14 protein-coding genes are annotated in these 15265 nt (G+C 64.5%); 7 read left to right on the top strand and 7 right to left on the bottom strand.

The features are described from left to right. The first annotated feature begins 234 nt into the window (after positions 1-234). Positions 235-966, top strand: coding sequence for a murein L,D-transpeptidase catalytic domain family protein (locus FFS18_RS01010; RefSeq protein WP_137869391.1), 732 nt, complete (start codon positions 235-237; stop codon positions 964-966). Between the two features lie 100 nt (positions 967-1066). Here the strand turns inward: FFS18_RS01010 and FFS18_RS01005 are convergent, their stop codons facing one another. The 4 genes from FFS18_RS01005 to FFS18_RS00990 all read right to left on the bottom strand — a co-directional run bounded on the left by FFS18_RS01005 (position 1067) and on the right by FFS18_RS00990 (position 5766). Further along, the gene (locus tag FFS18_RS01005; protein WP_137869390.1) at positions 1067-2425 is read right to left on the bottom strand and encodes a L,D-transpeptidase family protein; all 1359 of its coding nucleotides are present in this window, start codon (positions 2423-2425) and stop codon (positions 1067-1069) included. A gap of 96 nt (positions 2426-2521) precedes the next feature. After that, entirely contained in the window at positions 2522-2848 is a 327-nt protein-coding gene (clpS, locus tag FFS18_RS01000; protein WP_232014914.1) for an ATP-dependent Clp protease adapter ClpS, read from the bottom strand. A gap of 261 nt (positions 2849-3109) precedes the next feature. Next, positions 3110-3865: a phasin family protein gene (locus tag FFS18_RS00995; RefSeq protein WP_137869389.1), complete on the bottom strand. Its 756-nt coding sequence runs from the start codon at positions 3863-3865 to the stop codon at positions 3110-3112. Between the two features lie 122 nt (positions 3866-3987). Next, positions 3988-5766: a PHA/PHB synthase family protein gene (locus FFS18_RS00990; RefSeq protein ID WP_137869388.1), complete on the bottom strand. Its 1779-nt coding sequence runs from the start codon at positions 5764-5766 to the stop codon at positions 3988-3990. A 111-nt stretch (positions 5767-5877) separates the two neighbouring features. Between FFS18_RS00990 and FFS18_RS00985 the strand changes: the two genes are divergently transcribed. Then, positions 5878-7098, top strand: a complete 1221-nt coding sequence (locus FFS18_RS00985; RefSeq protein ID WP_137869387.1) for an LL-diaminopimelate aminotransferase — start codon at positions 5878-5880, stop codon at positions 7096-7098. Beyond that, the gene (locus FFS18_RS00980) at positions 7095-7580 is read left to right on the top strand and encodes a DUF2721 domain-containing protein (RefSeq protein ID WP_137869386.1); all 486 of its coding nucleotides are present in this window, start codon (positions 7095-7097) and stop codon (positions 7578-7580) included. The genes FFS18_RS00985 and FFS18_RS00980 overlap by 4 nt, the downstream gene beginning before the upstream one ends. A gap of 121 nt (positions 7581-7701) precedes the next feature. Here the strand turns inward: FFS18_RS00980 and FFS18_RS00975 are convergent, their stop codons facing one another. Beyond that, complete coding sequence (locus FFS18_RS00975) at positions 7702-9276, bottom strand: amidase (RefSeq protein ID WP_137869385.1); 1575 nt, start codon at positions 9274-9276, stop codon at positions 7702-7704. 111 nt (positions 9277-9387) lie between these two features. Between FFS18_RS00975 and FFS18_RS00970 the strand changes: the two genes are divergently transcribed. Then, positions 9388-10701, top strand: a complete 1314-nt coding sequence (locus FFS18_RS00970) for a spinster family MFS transporter (protein ID WP_137869384.1) — start codon at positions 9388-9390, stop codon at positions 10699-10701. 83 nt (positions 10702-10784) lie between these two features. Here the strand turns inward: FFS18_RS00970 and FFS18_RS00965 are convergent, their stop codons facing one another. Next, positions 10785-11375 carry an NADPH-dependent FMN reductase gene (locus FFS18_RS00965; protein WP_137869383.1) on the bottom strand — a complete coding sequence of 197 codons (591 nt, stop codon included), beginning with the start codon at positions 11373-11375 and terminating at the stop codon, positions 10785-10787. A gap of 73 nt (positions 11376-11448) precedes the next feature. On the opposite strand from FFS18_RS00965, the gene FFS18_RS00960 reads away from it, so the two are divergent. After that, complete coding sequence (locus tag FFS18_RS00960) at positions 11449-12339, top strand: haloalkane dehalogenase (protein ID WP_349304032.1); 891 nt, start codon at positions 11449-11451, stop codon at positions 12337-12339. A 3-nt stretch (positions 12340-12342) separates the two neighbouring features. Here the strand turns inward: FFS18_RS00960 and FFS18_RS00955 are convergent, their stop codons facing one another. Then, complete coding sequence (locus tag FFS18_RS00955) at positions 12343-13632, bottom strand: adenylosuccinate synthase (protein ID WP_137869381.1); 1290 nt, start codon at positions 13630-13632, stop codon at positions 12343-12345. A 152-nt stretch (positions 13633-13784) separates the two neighbouring features. On the opposite strand from FFS18_RS00955, the gene FFS18_RS00950 reads away from it, so the two are divergent. Next, positions 13785-14717, top strand: a complete 933-nt coding sequence (locus FFS18_RS00950) for an alpha/beta hydrolase (protein ID WP_137869380.1) — start codon at positions 13785-13787, stop codon at positions 14715-14717. Between the two features lie 105 nt (positions 14718-14822). Continuing rightward, entirely contained in the window at positions 14823-15200 is a 378-nt protein-coding gene (locus FFS18_RS00945; protein ID WP_137869379.1) for a DOPA 4,5-dioxygenase family protein, read from the top strand. The last annotated feature ends 65 nt before the right edge of the window (positions 15201-15265 follow it).

Here is a 15265-nt window from a genome sequence, read left to right as displayed (position 1 = left end):
GGGCGAGATGGAATTGGTCGCGCCAGCTAGTGATATTGCAAATGGTTTGCAAGTGCATAGTGCACGGATGACACGGAGCAGCCGATATCGTACGGCTTTAACCCGCCGTTCATGGCAAATATGCCACATCTTCCCGCATGGAGCGGAACCACCTGCTTGCCTTTCCCCGCCGCTTTGCGGCTAAAGGGTCATCGAGGAATCGCCATCAGGCGATCGATGCGGGGCGCGGTTGACGTGAAGAATCTGTTGGATCGACGGACATTGCTTGCCGGAATGGCTGGCGCGGGCGCCGTGGCGACGCTGCCGGCAGGGGCGCAGTTGCCCGACTGGGTGCGGCAACCGGTGGCACCTCCATCGCCGCCGGTCGATTATCTGGCGGTCGCGCGCAAGCAACTGGCGATGCAAAGCCGCCATATTCCCCAGACCGACCGCATCGGCATCGTCGATTTCGGGCTGCCGTCGGCGCGTCCACGCTTCGCGCTGGTCGACATGGTGGCGGGCAAGATCGATATGTTCCCCGTTACCCACGGCCGGGGATCCGACCCGCAGCACGACGGGTGGCTGAAAAGCTTTTCGAACCGCGTGGGCAGTCTGGCAACCTCGCGCGGCGCCTATCGCACCAGCGATTATTACTGGGGTGCCAACGGCTCGTCGATGCGGCTTGCGGGGCTGGAGCCCGACAACAACAACGCCGATGTTCGTGCCATCGTTGTCCATGGCGCCTGGTACGCCGACCCGTCGCTGATCGCGACACAGGGCAAGCTCGGACGCAGCGAAGGCTGCTTCGTATTCGGCGAGGATCTGCTGCCGATGATCCTCTACAAGCTCGGGCCGGGGCGGCTGTTGTTCGCCGACCGGCTGAGCGAAGTGCCGCCAATGCCGGTGCCGTTCCAGCTGCCACCGGTCGCCGACAATATCCGCCGCGCGGGGTCGGTCAACGGGACGTTCCCGACAACGGCGGACTGATGGGCTGACTTCGGTTTCAGGGTGTGGGGCGGACGTACCAAACGCGTCGCCCCCGCCTTCGCGAGGGCGGCGTCCTACTTCGGTCGTAAGCTTACGCCCCTCAGTAAATTCCCGACGTCCCCGGCGTGGTGGCGCGTGCGGTCGTTTCGACCATCGGCACCACCGGCGGTGCAGCGGGGGCGATGATCGTCGCGGTCGGGCGGCCGGGCTTGGCAAAGCTAGCCACCACCGGTGCGTCGCGACCGTAGAGGTCGCCGAGCTTCTTGGTGCCGCCCTTGCCGTCGGGCACGACGGTCCAATAGGCGACATAGACCGGGAAGGGCTTGTCAAAGCCGAAGCGCGTTGTTTCGCCGCTGGCGATCGCCGCGCCAAATTCTTCGGGACTTCGGCCCGCGAACATCACCGCCATCAAGCCGGAGAAATGCAGCGCGCGCTCGGTCCGAATGCACCCATGGCTGAACGCGCGGGCGGCGGCGTTGAACGCGCCCTTTGATGGCGTGTCGTGGAGATAGATCGCGTGATCGTTGAGCATCTCCATCTTCATCACGCCGAGAGCGTTGTTCGGGCCGGGCTTTTGTACCACCGACAGGGTCTTGCCGCTGCCGGTCCAGGTATAGCCCTGCGCGCGCGCGGACGCAGGGTTGCGCGCGATGGTCGCCCCGATGCCTTCGTTGATGATGCTGCGCGGCAGCGTCCAGTTCGGGTTGACGATGATCCCGGTCGCCATCGGATTGAGCTGCGGGGTCGCGGTCGACGGCTTGCCGACGACGGCCTTGTGGGTGGCGATGACCGTCCCGCCATGGACCACGCGGGTCATATATTCAGGGACGTTGCTGACGACATAACGATCGCCCAGCGCGCGCGGCATCCAGCGCCAGCGTTCCATGTTGACACGGATCGCATTGGCGTCGGCGGGTATTTTGGCCTTGGCAAGCGATGCCTTGAGCACGGCAAAGTCAGGGTGGACCGGGTTGAGGCTGGCGAGCGCCTCGGCGATCGTGCCGCCATTCAGCGCATTTCCGAGCAGCGGGAGCAGCGGTTCGGCGTCGGCGTCGCTGTCGACCATGAACCATTGCTTGCGCGCCGCATTGGGGGTGCGTCCGTCGCGCAAATGGGTGGCGAGCAGCAGGAAGGTGTCGGTCGCGATCTTGTCGAGCCGTGCCTGATCGTTCGCCAGGATCGCCGCGGCCAGCGCATCGGGGTTATAGTCCTTGGCGAACAGGCCTTCGGCGCCGATTTTTTCAATCGCGCTCAGCAAGGCGGTGGCGTTTTCCTCCGACCAGCTCGGCAGCGCGACTTGCGCCGCGATCACCGGGGCGTCGTCGGCGACCTTGTCGGGCTGCAGGACGACCGAATCCTCTTTTACCGCGGTCTGGGCAAATGCGGGCGTGGCGAGGAGGCCGAGCGGGAGGAGAAAGATCGCAGCGGGGCGCAGCGAAAAAGGAGAGTTTTTGACCATGGTTAAGGGCCATAGCCAATAATGCCGGGGAGTTAAAGTGAGGTGGCGCACAGCTGGGCGCATAAGCAGCCCCCGGTTTGAGGAGAAGGAGAGGCGTTACGCCTTTTCCAGCGTGCATTGCAGCGGGTGCTGGTTCTGCCGCGCGGCGTCCATCACCTGATTGACCTTGGTCTCGGCGACTTCATAGCTGAACACGCCGCACACGCCGACGCCCTGTTGGTGGACGTGGAGCATCACTTGCGTCGCCTGTTCGATGTCCATGTTAAAAAAGCGCTGGAGCACCATCACGACGAATTCCATCGGCGTGTAATCGTCGTTGAGCAGTAGCACCTTGTACATCGACGGCTTTTTCGCCTTGGCGCGGGTGCGCGTGGCGATGCCGACGCCGGGGCTGCCGGGTGCGCCGTCATCCTTGTCCGCCATCGCGCGGACATGATCTGACGCCGCCATCGCGCGGACCGGCTGGGTGGTCGAAACTGGAAACATCATGGCAGGAATATCGCAAGCCGCAGCCGAAGCGCAAGGGGCGCGCGCGCGGTTTTTAACCTCTTGTTCGCCAGCTCGTCGCCGGCGGCGCCGAAAGCAAGAACCGCCCGCTTCCTTGGGGAAGCGGGCGGCCTTGGGGGTGTCGGCGCAGGCGGGGAGGGAGGGGGGATGCCCGCGCCAACGGAAGGTGAAAGCGGCTTAGGCGGCCTTCATCTTCGAGGTGATGACCGAAACGCGGTTCGAGATCGGCGCAAAGCTGTCGTTGGCCATCTTGACGACCAGTTCGCTGGTCTTCGAGGTCTGGGCAACGGCGGCGTCGAAAGCCTTCTTGCTGTTTTCGGCATAGAGCTTGAAGAATTCGGTCGGCGACTTGACCGAGCTGTAGCCCTTCAGCGCAGCGGTCGTGTCTTCAAAGCTCTTGCGAGCGAAGGTCACGCCTTCCTGGCCCAGAACTTCCATGTTCTTGGCAGCGATCTTGCCGGCTTCGACCAGCGCTTCAATGTTGGCCTTGTTGAATTCGACGGCTTCTTCGGCCAGCTTGCTGGTCTTGCTCATCGCTTCCTTCGCCTTTTCGTTGAAGTCGGCGGTCAGGGCTTCGGTGCGGGTCTTCGCTTCGTCGGCGAACTTCTTCACGGTGTCGTTCATGGTCTTGATTCCTTTGCTGACGGCGGCAACCGGCGTCGGTGCAGCCTTGGGGGCAAGTTTCGGGGCAATTTTCTTCGCGGCTGCCTTCTTGGGGGCAACCTTCTTGGCGGCGGCCTTGGGAGCCGCAGCCTTCTTCACCGTCGGCTTGGCTTTTGCCTTCACCGTCTTGATCTTGGCGGGAGCCGCCACCTTCGCCACTGCGGGGGCAGCGACAACGGCGGGGGCCGCCGGAGCTTCCACCGGCTTGGCGGCGGTTTCCAGCGTCGCGGCTTCGAAAGCCTTCTCGGCACTATCCATCTTGGTAGCCATGGGTAAAACTCCTTTATGTTGCAGTGCACAATATAGGAGTGCTTCGGCGATTTCAAGGATATTTTTGTGCAGCGCACAAAAAACCTGTCACCGCCGCCCATCGGCAGGATAATCGCTAGATATTACCGCTGTTTGACATAGCGGCCGGGCGCGTCCTCGATCGCCTTCCTGGCCCCTTTCCCGGGGATGCGGGCGCCTTTGACAGCGACTTTTTTGTCATCCTGTGCCGCAATCCAGTCGATCCAGTGCGGCCACCAGCTGCCTTTCGTTTCGCTGGCACCGGCGATGAATTTGTCCAGCGTCGCAGCTTTGCTGTCGCCGGTCCAATATTGATATTTGCCCGCGGCGGGCGGATTGACGACCCCCGCGATATGGCCCGACCCGGCAAGCAGGAAGGTCTTGGGCCCCGACAGATGATCCATCAACCGCCACACGCTGGCGAGCGGCGCAATATGATCTTCGCGCCCCGCCTGGATATAGGCCGGGGTCTGGATTTTCCGAAGGTCGATCGGCGTTTCCAGCGCGGCCAGACTGTTCGGGATCACCATGCGATTGTCGCGGTACAGGTCGACCAGATATTGGCGGTGCCAATTCGCGGGCAGGTTGGTGGTGTCGCCGTTCCAGTAAAGGAGGTCGAAGGGCGGATAGTCGTTGCCGAGCAGGTAATTGCTGACGACATAATTCCAGATCAGGTCGCGCCCGCGCAGGCTGTTGAAGGTCGCAGCCATATAGCGGCCATCGAGATACCCCGGCGCCGACAGTTGTTCGAGCAGCGCCAGATAGCTGTCATCGACGAACAGCTTAAGGTCGCCGGCATGCTCGAAATCAACCTGCGCGGTGAAGAAGGTCACTGACTTGACTCGCTCTGCCTCGCCTTTCGCGGCGAGCACCGCCAGCGTCGCGGCGAGCGTCGTTCCGGCGACACAATAGCCGATCGTGTGGACCGCAGGCACGTCCAGCGCCGCGCGCACCGTATCGATCGCATCGATCTGCGCCGCGATATAATCGTCCCACACAATGTCTTTCATCGACGCATCGGCCGACTTCCACGATACCATGAACACCGACAATCCCTGCTCGACCGCCCAGGCGACGAAGCTTTTGGCGGGATTGAGGTCGAGGATATAAAAGCGGTTGATCCACGGCGGGAAGATCAGCAGCGGGACGGCGAAAACCTCTTTGGTCGTCGGCGTATATTGGATCAGCTGGTAAAGGTCGGTTTCGTGGATGACCTTGCCCGGCGTCGTCGCGATATTGACCCCGACCTCGAACGCATCGGGATCGACGTGGCTCAATTGCCCGCGCGACAGGTCGGTGAGCATATGCTTCAAGCCCTTGAGCAGGCTTTCGCCGCGCGTTTCGACCGCGCGCCGGATGACTTCGGGATTGGTCAGCGCCAGATTGGTCGGCGCCATCGCATCGGCGATGCTTTTGGCGGCAAATTCCATCTTGGCGCGCGCCGCGGGGTCGAGCCCGTCGAGCTGGCGCGTCGTCGCGAGCATCTGTTCGGCGAGCAGGCCATAGGTTTGGCGGATCATCGCGAACACCGGGTTCGCCGCCCAGTCGGGATCGGCAAAGCGGCGGTCCTTTGCTGCGGCGGCATCGGGCGCTGCCGGGGTCATCGGGTTGAGCGTCGCGAGCGACGTCCAGAAGGCGACCCCCTGTTCCCACATCCTGGACGATTGCTGTGTCCACGTCTGCGTCGCCGGGTTTTCGAGCCATGTCGCCGGATCGAACATCGAGGCGGCGCTCGTCTTGCCGTCGTTCACTTGCCCCAGCGCATATTCGAGCATCATCTGCTGTGCGCGCCCGATCACGCTGGCCCAATGCTGCATGTCGTCGGGGGTCGGCAGGAAGGGGTTCGGAGCGTCGGTCGTGTCGCTATTGTCTGCGTCGCTCATGTTCGTTCCTGCTGGTCAGTGCGGTTAGAAGCCTATAACAAGCCGCGGTGCGGCTGGCGAGGCGCCGTTCGCGTTATATCCGATAACGAAAAGGAGTTGTTCTAGTTTCCCATGTCCGAAGATGAATTCTATCGCATCAAGCGCCTGCCGCCCTATGTCATCGCCGAAGTCAATGCGATGCGTGCGGCCGCCCGCGCCGCGGGGGAAGACATCATCGACCTAGGGATGGGCAACCCCGATTTGCCGCCGCCCGCGCATGTGATCGAAAAACTGTGCGAAGTCGCGATGAAGCCCGACGCGCACGGCTATTCACAGTCGAAGGGGATTCCGGGGCTGCGCAAGGCGCAGGCCAATTATTATGCGCGCCGCTTCAACGTCGACCTCGATCCCGAAAGCGAGGTCGTGGTGACGATGGGGTCGAAGGAGGGGCTCGCGAGCCTTGCGACCGCGATTACCGGCCCCGGCGACGTCGTGCTGGCGCCTAACCCCAGCTACCCCATTCACACCTTCGGCTTCATCATTGCGGGCGCCACGATCCGCAGCGTGCCGACGACGCCCGACGAGAATTACTGGCGCGCGCTCGACCGCGCGATGGCGTTCACCGTGCCGCGTCCGTCGATCCTGGTCGTCAATTATCCGTCGAACCCGACCGCCGAGGCGGTGGATCTTGCCTTTTATGAGCGGCTGGTTGCGTGGGCCAAGGAGAACAAGGTCTGGGTGCTGTCGGACCTCGCCTATTCCGAACTTTATTACGATGGTAATCCTACGCCCTCGATCCTGCAGGTGCCGGGGGCGAAGGACGTCGCGATCGAGTTCACCTCGATGTCGAAGACCTATTCGATGGCGGGCTGGCGCATGGGTTTTGCGGTGGGCAACAAGCGTCTGATCGCGGCGATGACGCGCGTGAAGTCGTACCTCGACTATGGCGCCTTCACCCCGATCCAGGCCGCGGCCTGCGCGGCGCTCAACGGCCCGCAGGACATCGTCGCGAGGAACCGCGAGCTTTATCAGAAGCGCCGCGACGTGATGGTCGAAAGCTTCGGCCGCGCCGGGTGGGACATCCCGAGCCCAAAGGCGTCGATGTTCGCCTGGGCGCCGCTGCCGCCCGCGCTCAAGGACATGGGCAGCCTCGAATTTTCGAAACAGCTGCTTACCCATGCCAAGGTCGCGGTCGCACCCGGCGTCGGGTACGGCGAGGATGGCGAGGGCTATGTCCGCATCGCGATGGTCGAGAACGAACAGCGTATTCGTCAGGCGGCGCGCAACGTCCGCAAATTCCTGGCCATGCACGGCATCAATACGCCCTCGGTCGCGGCGGGCGGCGAGGGATGAGCATGACCGGCTCGGCGATGATCGCCGAGACGATCCAGCTGTCGGTCACCCCGGTGTTCCTGCTCGTCGCGACGGGCAGCCTGCTCAACGTGCTGACCGGGCGCCTGTCGCGCGTCGTCGACCGCTCGCGCGCGCTGATGGAGCGCTGGGCCGAGACCGAGGGGCAGGAGCATGAGCGGGTGGTCGCCGAACTGCGCGCCGCCGACCGGCGGATGGACGTGATCAACAATGCGATCGCCGCCGCGGTCGCGTGCGGGATTGTCGTGTGCCTGCTCGTGGCGCTGTTGTTCGCGCAGGCGATCGCCGGGTTCAACCTGGGGCTGGCGGCGTCCTGGGCGTTCGCGATCGCGATGCTGTTGTTGCTCGCGTCGCTGGTGCTGTTCCTGATCGAGGTGCGGATGGCGATCCGCAATATCCATGTGCCGATGGAATTGCTCGAGCTGGAGGAAATGGGCTGGAAGCGGCGGCGGGATAAAAGGTGAAGCGATCCTCCCTGTCGCGCAGCGATGGGGAGGTGGCAGCGCGAAGCGCTGACGGAGGAGCCCCTCCACCATTCGCTTCGCGAACGGTCCCCCTCCCCATGGCTTCGCCATAGGGAGGATTTTACGGTGCTACCCCCACCCGATAGGTCGGCGCCACGCGCTTGCGGCTTGCCTGCTCATAAGCATAGCCCGCCGCCAGCACCTCGGCATCGGTCCATTTTCCGCCAATGAACGACACGCCGATTGGCAGCCCCGCGACCGTGCCCATCGGCACCGTCAGGTGCGGATAGCCCGCGACGGCGGGTAGCTGGCTGGCGCTGGGGCCAGTGTAATGATCGCCGTTCACCAGATCGCTCGTCCACGCGGGGCCGTTCGTCACCCCGACGAGCAGGTCGAGCTTGTGCGTCGCGAGCAGCCGGTCGATGCCCTCGGGCCCGGCAAGCCGCGCGGCTTTCGCTTTCGCTTCGAGATAGGCGGGGCTGTCGAGCCCGCCCTTGGTTTCGGCAAGCTCGAACAGCGACTGGTCGAACCATTGCAGCTCGGCAGGGTTCGCCTTGTTGAAGGCGATCAGGTCGGCGAGCGTCTTGGGACCGTCATTGGCCGGAAGACTCGCGAGATAGGTCGCCATGTCCGCCTTGAGCTCGGTCAGCAGTATTTCGAACTCGGCAGCGCCCAATTCTTCCAGCCCTTTGCGGCTGTCGGCGATCTCGACCACCGTCGCGCCGAGTTGTGCCATCTGTTTCAGCGCTGCGTCGAACAGCGTGGCGATGTCGGCGCGGTCGCCGATGCGATCGCGCAGCACGCCGATGCGCTTGCCCTTGAGCGCTGCGACCGAAAGCTCTGCGGCATAGTCGGTCTTGCGCGCGTCGGCCTCGATGGTCGCGGGATCGGCGGGGTCGCAGCCCGCGATGACCGACATCACCAGCGCGGCGTCGCGCACGGTCAGCGCCATCGGGCCGGCGGTGTCCTGGCTATGGCTGATCGGGACGATATGCGTGCGGCTGACCAGCCCGACCGTGGGTTTGAAACCGACGATGCCATTGACGCCGGCGGGGCAGGTGATCGATCCGTCGGTTTCGGTGCCGATCGCGATCGGCGCGAGGCTTGCCGCGGTCGCGGCGCCGCTGCCCGCCGACGATCCGCAGGTGTTGCGATCGAGCGCGTGGGGGTTTTTGGCGAGGCCGCCGACCGCACTCCAGCCGCTGGTAGAATTGTTCGAACGAATATTCGCCCATTCGCTGAGGTTGGTTTTGCCGAGGATGACCGCGCCCGCCTCGCGCAGCCGCGCCACCAGCGGCGCGTCGCGGTTGGTGACATTGTCCTTCAGCGCCAGCGATCCGGCCGTGGTCGCGATCGGCCCCTTTGCCTCGATATTGTCCTTGAGCAGAATCGGGATGCCGTGAAGCGGGCCGCGCACGCGGCCCGCTTGGCGTTCAAGGTCCAGCGTATGCGCTTGGCTCGTCGCGTCGGGAAAGGTCGCGATGACCGCGTTCAGCTGCGGGCCATGGTCGTCGAGGTTGCGGATGCGGTCGAGATAGGTTGCGGTGATGACGTCGCTGTTCACCCGCCGCTCGGTCATTTCCGTCTGCAACGTCGCCGCATCCTTGCCCTCGACCGGCGGCAGCGGCGGCGGCATCGCCATAGCGGGAGTGATCAGGGCGAGGGCGGGGACGGCGAGCAGCGAGATTTTTTTCATGCGCCGCAGGCTGGCAGCCGTAGCGGCAATTGCAAGCGGCGATTTTCGGGGCGCCGCAAGGGCGTTGACACCAGTCCCCCCGGTCTGCTCCCATGGGTGCGGGAGATCAGAATGACCGATAAAGCTGCCTTGTCGCAGGGCGTCACCACACCCGCCGCCGGGGTGTCCGCGCAAACGCGGACGATGCTGTGGATCCTGCTGATCGTCTATATCTTCAATTTCCTCGACCGGCAGATCGTCAACATCCTGGCCGAACCGATCAAGGCCGATCTCGGGCTTTCGGATACCCAACTGGGCTTGCTGGCCGGACCCGCCTTTGCCGTATTCTATGCGCTGCTTGGCATTCCCATCGCCCGTTATGCCGACAAGGACGGCACGAACCGCGTTCGCTTGATCGCGATTTCGCTGGCGATCTGGTCGGCAATGACCGCGGTGTGCGGACTGGCGCAGAATTTTGTCCAATTGCTGCTGGCGCGCGTTGGCGTCGGCGTCGGCGAAGCGGGCTGCACGCCAGCGGCGCATTCGCTGATTTCCGATAGCGTGCCGGTCGAAAAGCGGTCGTCGGCGATCGCCTTTTATGGGCTGGGCGTGCCGATCGGATCGCTGCTCGGCCTGATCATCGGCGGCGTGGTGAACGACATTTATGGCTGGCGGATCGCGTTGATGATGGTCGGCGCGCCCGGCATTCTGCTCGCGCTCGTCGTGCTGTTCGTCATGCGCGAACCGCGCCATAGCCGTTCGGCGGAAGCGGTCGCCACGGCGCGCGCCGTCGTTCCGCTTTCAACCGGTGAGGCGCTGCGCGAGATTTTCAGCTCGCGCGCCTTCATCTATATCCTGATTGCGGCGTCGGTCGTTGCCGTGCTGGGTTACGGCAAGGCGCTCTGGACGATCAGCTTCTTCATTCGCAGTCACGGGCTGTCGACGACCGAAGCGGGGCTGTCGATGGCGGTTGTGCTGGGACTGGCCGGGGCGTTCGGCACCTGGCTCGGCGGCAAGATGGCCGACAAATATGGTCCGCGCGACAAGAAGCACCTGCTTACCTTTCCCGCCTATGGCATGGCGATCGCGGCACCGATCCTGTTCCTCGGCTATTATATGGAGGATTGGCGGATCGCGGTGGCGATGCTGATCATCCCGACCATCCTCAATTCGGCCTATTATGGCCCGGCCTATGGCTGTGTGCAGGGGCTGGTCCAGCCGCGCGCGCGAGCGGTCGCGGCGTCGATCATGCTGTTCGGCCAAAATCTGATCGGGCTTGGGCTTGGGCCGTTCCTGTTCGGGGTGTTGTCCGATGCGCTCCAGCCGCTCGCGGGGCAGGAAAGCGTGCGCTGGGTGCTTTATGGCGCCGCGTGGCTGGGCCTGATCCCGGCGTTCTTTTTCTGGCGGGCGAGCCTGCGGCTGAAGGCGGAACTTAAGTCGGGTTAAAGATAAAGCCGTAGCCCTGGGCCTGTCGAAGGGCGCTTCTCGGTGAAGCGCCCTTCGACAGGCCCAGGGCTAAGGTCATTTCATCAATAGGGCGGATCGACCTTCGCGCGCTGTGCTTTCGCGGCATCGATCCACCAATTGAGATCATCGGCGAAGCGCGGGAAGCTTTTCACAAGCCGTGCGCCATCGTCGCCCGTCGGCGCACCATCGGCATCGAAAGCGCCGCCGATCCGCCCGACGGGCAGGATCGACGAGGTGACCGCCATGCCCATCTCCCCGAGCGTATCGCGCCACCCCATCATCGCGCGCACCCCCGACCATGGCCCCGCCGAGTAACAGGCGATGGCGGCGGGCCGCCAGAACCATTCTTCGAGGAAATGGTCGGTGAGGTTTTTAAGTCCCGGCTGCGGCCCCCAATTATATTCGCCGGTGACGAAGACGAAGCCGTCGGCAGCGCGAATCTTGGCCGCGAGTTCGGCCATTGCAGGCGGCGCCTCGCCCTTCGGATATTCCTTGTACATGCGGTCGAGCATCGGCAGGCCCACGGCCTTGGCGTCGATCAGTTCGGCGCTGTCGCCGCGCGCGACGATCGCGTCGACCAGCCAATGCGCGAGCTTGATGCCCTGCCGGTCGCGGCGGTAGCTGCCGTAGAAAATGAGGATATGTCGAGTCATCGCGCGAGCGTGGCACGGCTTGCGCCGCAACGGAAGTCCCCTAAGCTGATCGCGGCCAAGAGTGGGGGGGAAGATGATGCGCGTTTATCGCACGCCGGACGATCGTTTCGTGGATTTGCCGGACTGGCCCTATGCGCCAAATTACATCGAGATCGTGGGCGGCCTGCGCGTTCATTATGTCGACGAAGGGCCACGCGACGCGCAGCCGGTGCTGATGCTCCACGGCGAGCCGACCTGGGCCTATCTCTATCGCCACATGATCGGCCCCGCGGTCGATGCCGGGTTTCGCGTCGTCGCGCCCGACCTGATCGGCTTCGGTCGCTCGGACAAGCCGCTCGATCGTTCGGCGTACAGTTATGCGGCGCAGGTTGCGTGGATGCGGCAGTGGATCGAGGCGCTTGATCTGAAGGACATCATCCTCGCGTGCCAGGATTGGGGTTCGCTGATCGGCCTGCGCCTCGTCGCCGAAATGCCCGAACGCTTTGCGGGCGTGGCGCTGTCGAACGGCGGGCTTCCCGAAGGCCAGCGCGCGCCGCGCGCTTTCGCGATCTGGCGCGCCTTTTCGCGCTACAGTCCGGTGTTCCCGATCGGGAAGATCGTCAAAGCGGGCGCCAAACGCGAATTGAGCGCGGCGGAAATCGCCGCCTATGACGCGCCATTCCCCACCCGCGCTTCAAAGGTGGCCGCGCGGGTCTATCCGTCCTTCGTGCCCCTCGGCGACAATATTGCGGTCCCCGACCAGAAGCGCGCCTGGGCTGCGCTAGAAGCGTTCGACAAGCCGTTCCTGTGCTGCTTTTCCGACGGTGATCCCATCACGCGCGGCGGCGATGCCCTGTTCACGTCGCGCGTTCCCGGCGCGGCGCGCGTCACGCATCGCACGCTGCACGGCGGCCACTTCATTCAGGAGGACGACCCGGCGGGCTTCGTCGCGGCGATCCGGGACGTCGCTGCGGCTGGGCGCTGATCGTCAGTCGCTGAACGGGTCGCGGATCAGGATTGTGTCTTCGCGTTCGGGACTGGTCGATACCAGCGCGATCGGGGTTTCGATCAGTTCCTGCACGCGCTGGATATATTTGATCGCCTGCGCGGGGAGGTCAGCATAGCTGCGCGCGCCCGCGGTCGATTCGTGCCAGCCGTCCATTTCCTCGTAAATCGGCTCGACCTCAGCCTGATCGGCGGCGTGGGCGGGGAAATAGTCGAGGATCTTGCCGCGCAGGCGGTATCCCGTGCAGATGCGGATCGTATCGAAGCCGTCGAGCACGTCGAGCTTGGTCAGCGCGATGCCGGTCACGCCCGACACCGCGCAGCTCTGACGCACCAGCACCGCGTCGAACCAGCCGCAGCGGCGCTTGCGCCCGGTGACGGTGCCGAATTCATGCCCGCGCTCGCCCAGCTTCTGGCCGATCGCGTCCTCGAGCTCGGTTGGGAAGGGGCCGCTGCCGACGCGCGTCGTGTACGCCTTGGCGATGCCGAGGACGAAGCCGACCGCCGAAGGGCCGAGGCCCGAGCCGCTCGCGGCGGTCCCGCTGACGGTGTTCGAGCTGGTGACGAAGGGGTAGGTGCCGTGGTCGATGTCGAGCAGCACGCCCTGCGCGCCCTCGAACAGGATGCGCGCGCCGGCCTTGCGCACTTTCTTCAGCCGCTTCCACACCGGCTGTGCATATTCGAGCACATAGTCGGCGATTTCCTTGAGGTCGGCGATCAGCCGCTCGCGATCGATCGGCGGTTCGCCGAACCCGGCGCGCAACGCATCGTGGTGCGCGGTGAGGCGGTCGAGCTGCGGTTCCAGCTTGTCGAGGTGCGCGAGGTCGCAGACGCGAATCGCGCGGCGGCCAACCTTGTCCTCATACGCCGGGCCGATGCCGCGCCCGGTGGTGCCGATCTTGCCCGCGCCCGCGGCGGTTTCGCGCAGCGCATCAAGGTCGCGATGGAAGGGCAGGATCAGCGCACAATTGTCGGCGATTGCGAAATTCTCCGCGTTGATCTCGACGCCCTGACCGCGCAGCTTGGTAATCTCGTCGCGCAGCGCCCACGGATCGAGCACAACGCCATTGCCGATGATCGACAGCGTGCCGGTGACGATGCCAGAGGGAAGCAGCGACAGCTTGTACACCTGCTCACCGACGACGAGCGTATGACCGGCGTTATGGCCGCCCTGAAAACGCACCACGGCATCGGCGCGGCTGGCGAGCCAGTCGACGATCTTGCCCTTGCCCTCGTCGCCCCACTGCGACCCGATGACGGTAACATTTGCCATGATGCTGTCCTGCTGAACCGGACCCGAAAACGACCAGCGCGGGTCCGGCGCGGCCTTAGCGGATTTGGCCGCAGAGGCAAGCACGCTGGGATGAATTTGCGACATTTGCGCTGGACAATGGACCGGTGCCGGGGGGCGATGGAGGTGCGGATATGAGCAAGCGATACGGGATCGGCGCGGCAATGATCGCCGCTTTGGTGGCGAGCAGCATGCCCGCCAGCGATGCGCGCGAAAAGCTGCGCGAGCGGCTGCGCGAACGGATGGCCGAACGGATGGGTGCCGAACAGGGACCGAAGGCGCCGGGCAGCGAGACGATCAGCTATGGCAGCGATCCGTTGCAGGCGCTCGACATCTGGCGCGCCAAAAATGCCACGGGGCCGGCGCCGCTGATCGTCTATGTCCATGGCGGCGGGTGGAAACGCGGCAGCAAGGACAATGCCACAGGGCGGTTCAAACCCGTGCATTATCCGGAGCAGGGCTATGCCTTTGCCTCGATCAACTACCGCCTTGTCCCCGCCGCGACGGTCGAGCAGCAGGCGGCCGATGTGGCCAGTGCGGTCAGGACGTTGATCGACCGTGCTGCCGCGCTGGGCATCGACCGGCGGCGCATCGTGCTGATGGGGCATAGCGCGGGCGCGCATCTGGTCGCGCTGGTCGGGACCGACGAGCGCTATCTGAAGGGCGCGGGCCTGTCCTTTGCCGACATTGCAGGAGTGATCCCGAACGACGGCGCGGCCTATGACGTTCCGGCGCAGATGAAGGACGGTCCGCCCATCATGCAGGCGACTTACAAGCAGGCGTTCGGGACCGACCCGGCGCGGCAAAAGGCCTTGTCGCCGACGGCGCACGCGGCGGCGCCCAATGCGCGCGAATTCTTGCTGCTCTATGTCCAGCGCCCCGACGGGGTGCGGCAGGCGAAGGCGTTGGGTGACGCGCTGACCGCGGGGGGCAGCCGGGTTGAGCATGGCAGCTTTCCGGGCGAGGGGCTGAAGGGCCATGCCGAAATCAACCGCAGCCTGGGCGATCCTGCCTATCCGGCGACCGCCACCGTCGATGCATGGTTGAAGCGGGTATTTGCCAAATAGCCACCGTCATTGCGAGCGTAGCGAAGCAATCCAGAGCAGGATAAAGACGCTCTGGATTGCTTCGCTACGCTCGCAATGACGGCTGAAGAGTGAGGATATGCAGCTATGACGAACCCCGACGCGCCCTATCATGCGCATATCTATTACGACCCCGCCGAACGGCCAGTCGCCGCGGCGCTTCGCGACGATTTCGGCAGCGATCCGGCGATCCTGTTCGTCGGCGCGATGACCGATGGCGCCGCGGGGCCGCATCCGATCGCGCAATATGAAGTGCATTTCCTGGCGCGCTCGCGCGATGACGTCGTGGCGGCGATCGAAGCGACGCGGCTGCGCGCGCTGATTCATCCGCTGACCGATGACGATCTGGCCGACCATACGACGCTGGCGCACTGGATCGGCGAGCCGGTCGAACTCGACGTGACCGTGCTCGATCCGCCGGGGGTCAATCAGGGGGTGCCGCGGTTCGGGATTTCGGATTTTTGACGGCTCACCGTAGCCCTGAGCCTGTCGAAGGGCGCTTCTCGGATAGGCGCCCTTCGACACGCTCA

It is taken from the genome of Sphingopyxis sp. 2PD (genome assembly GCF_005503695.1).
In the GTDB taxonomy this organism is placed as follows: Bacteria; Pseudomonadota; Alphaproteobacteria; order Sphingomonadales; family Sphingomonadaceae; genus Sphingopyxis.
This window is presented reverse-complemented; position numbering and strand designations above follow the sequence as displayed.

What these genes read in the sequence shown, in the direction of transcription:
- FFS18_RS00975 (WP_137869385.1), bottom strand. Translation starts at nt 9,276, where the DNA reads ATGAAAAAAATCTCGCTGCTCGCCGTCCCCGCCCTCGCCCTGATCACT.
- FFS18_RS00990 (WP_137869388.1), bottom strand. Translation starts at nt 5,766, where the DNA reads ATGAGCGACGCAGACAATAGCGACACGACCGACGCTCCGAACCCCTTC.
- FFS18_RS00970 (WP_137869384.1), top strand. Translation starts at nt 9,388, where the DNA reads ATGACCGATAAAGCTGCCTTGTCGCAGGGCGTCACCACACCCGCCGCC.
- FFS18_RS00955 (WP_137869381.1), bottom strand. Translation starts at nt 13,632, where the DNA reads ATGGCAAATGTTACCGTCATCGGGTCGCAGTGGGGCGACGAGGGCAAG.
- FFS18_RS00945 (WP_137869379.1), top strand. Translation starts at nt 14,823, where the DNA reads ATGACGAACCCCGACGCGCCCTATCATGCGCATATCTATTACGACCCC.
- FFS18_RS00995 (WP_137869389.1), bottom strand. Translation starts at nt 3,865, where the DNA reads ATGGCTACCAAGATGGATAGTGCCGAGAAGGCTTTCGAAGCCGCGACG.
- clpS (WP_232014914.1), bottom strand. Translation starts at nt 2,848, where the DNA reads ATGGCGGACAAGGATGACGGCGCACCCGGCAGCCCCGGCGTCGGCATC.
- FFS18_RS00980 (WP_137869386.1), top strand. Translation starts at nt 7,095, where the DNA reads ATGAGCATGACCGGCTCGGCGATGATCGCCGAGACGATCCAGCTGTCG.
- FFS18_RS00985 (WP_137869387.1), top strand. Translation starts at nt 5,878, where the DNA reads ATGTCCGAAGATGAATTCTATCGCATCAAGCGCCTGCCGCCCTATGTC.
- FFS18_RS00950 (WP_137869380.1), top strand. Translation starts at nt 13,785, where the DNA reads ATGAGCAAGCGATACGGGATCGGCGCGGCAATGATCGCCGCTTTGGTG.
- FFS18_RS01005 (WP_137869390.1), bottom strand. Translation starts at nt 2,425, where the DNA reads ATGGTCAAAAACTCTCCTTTTTCGCTGCGCCCCGCTGCGATCTTTCTC.
- FFS18_RS00965 (WP_137869383.1), bottom strand. Translation starts at nt 11,375, where the DNA reads ATGACTCGACATATCCTCATTTTCTACGGCAGCTACCGCCGCGACCGG.
- FFS18_RS00960 (WP_349304032.1), top strand. Translation starts at nt 11,449, where the DNA reads ATGATGCGCGTTTATCGCACGCCGGACGATCGTTTCGTGGATTTGCCG.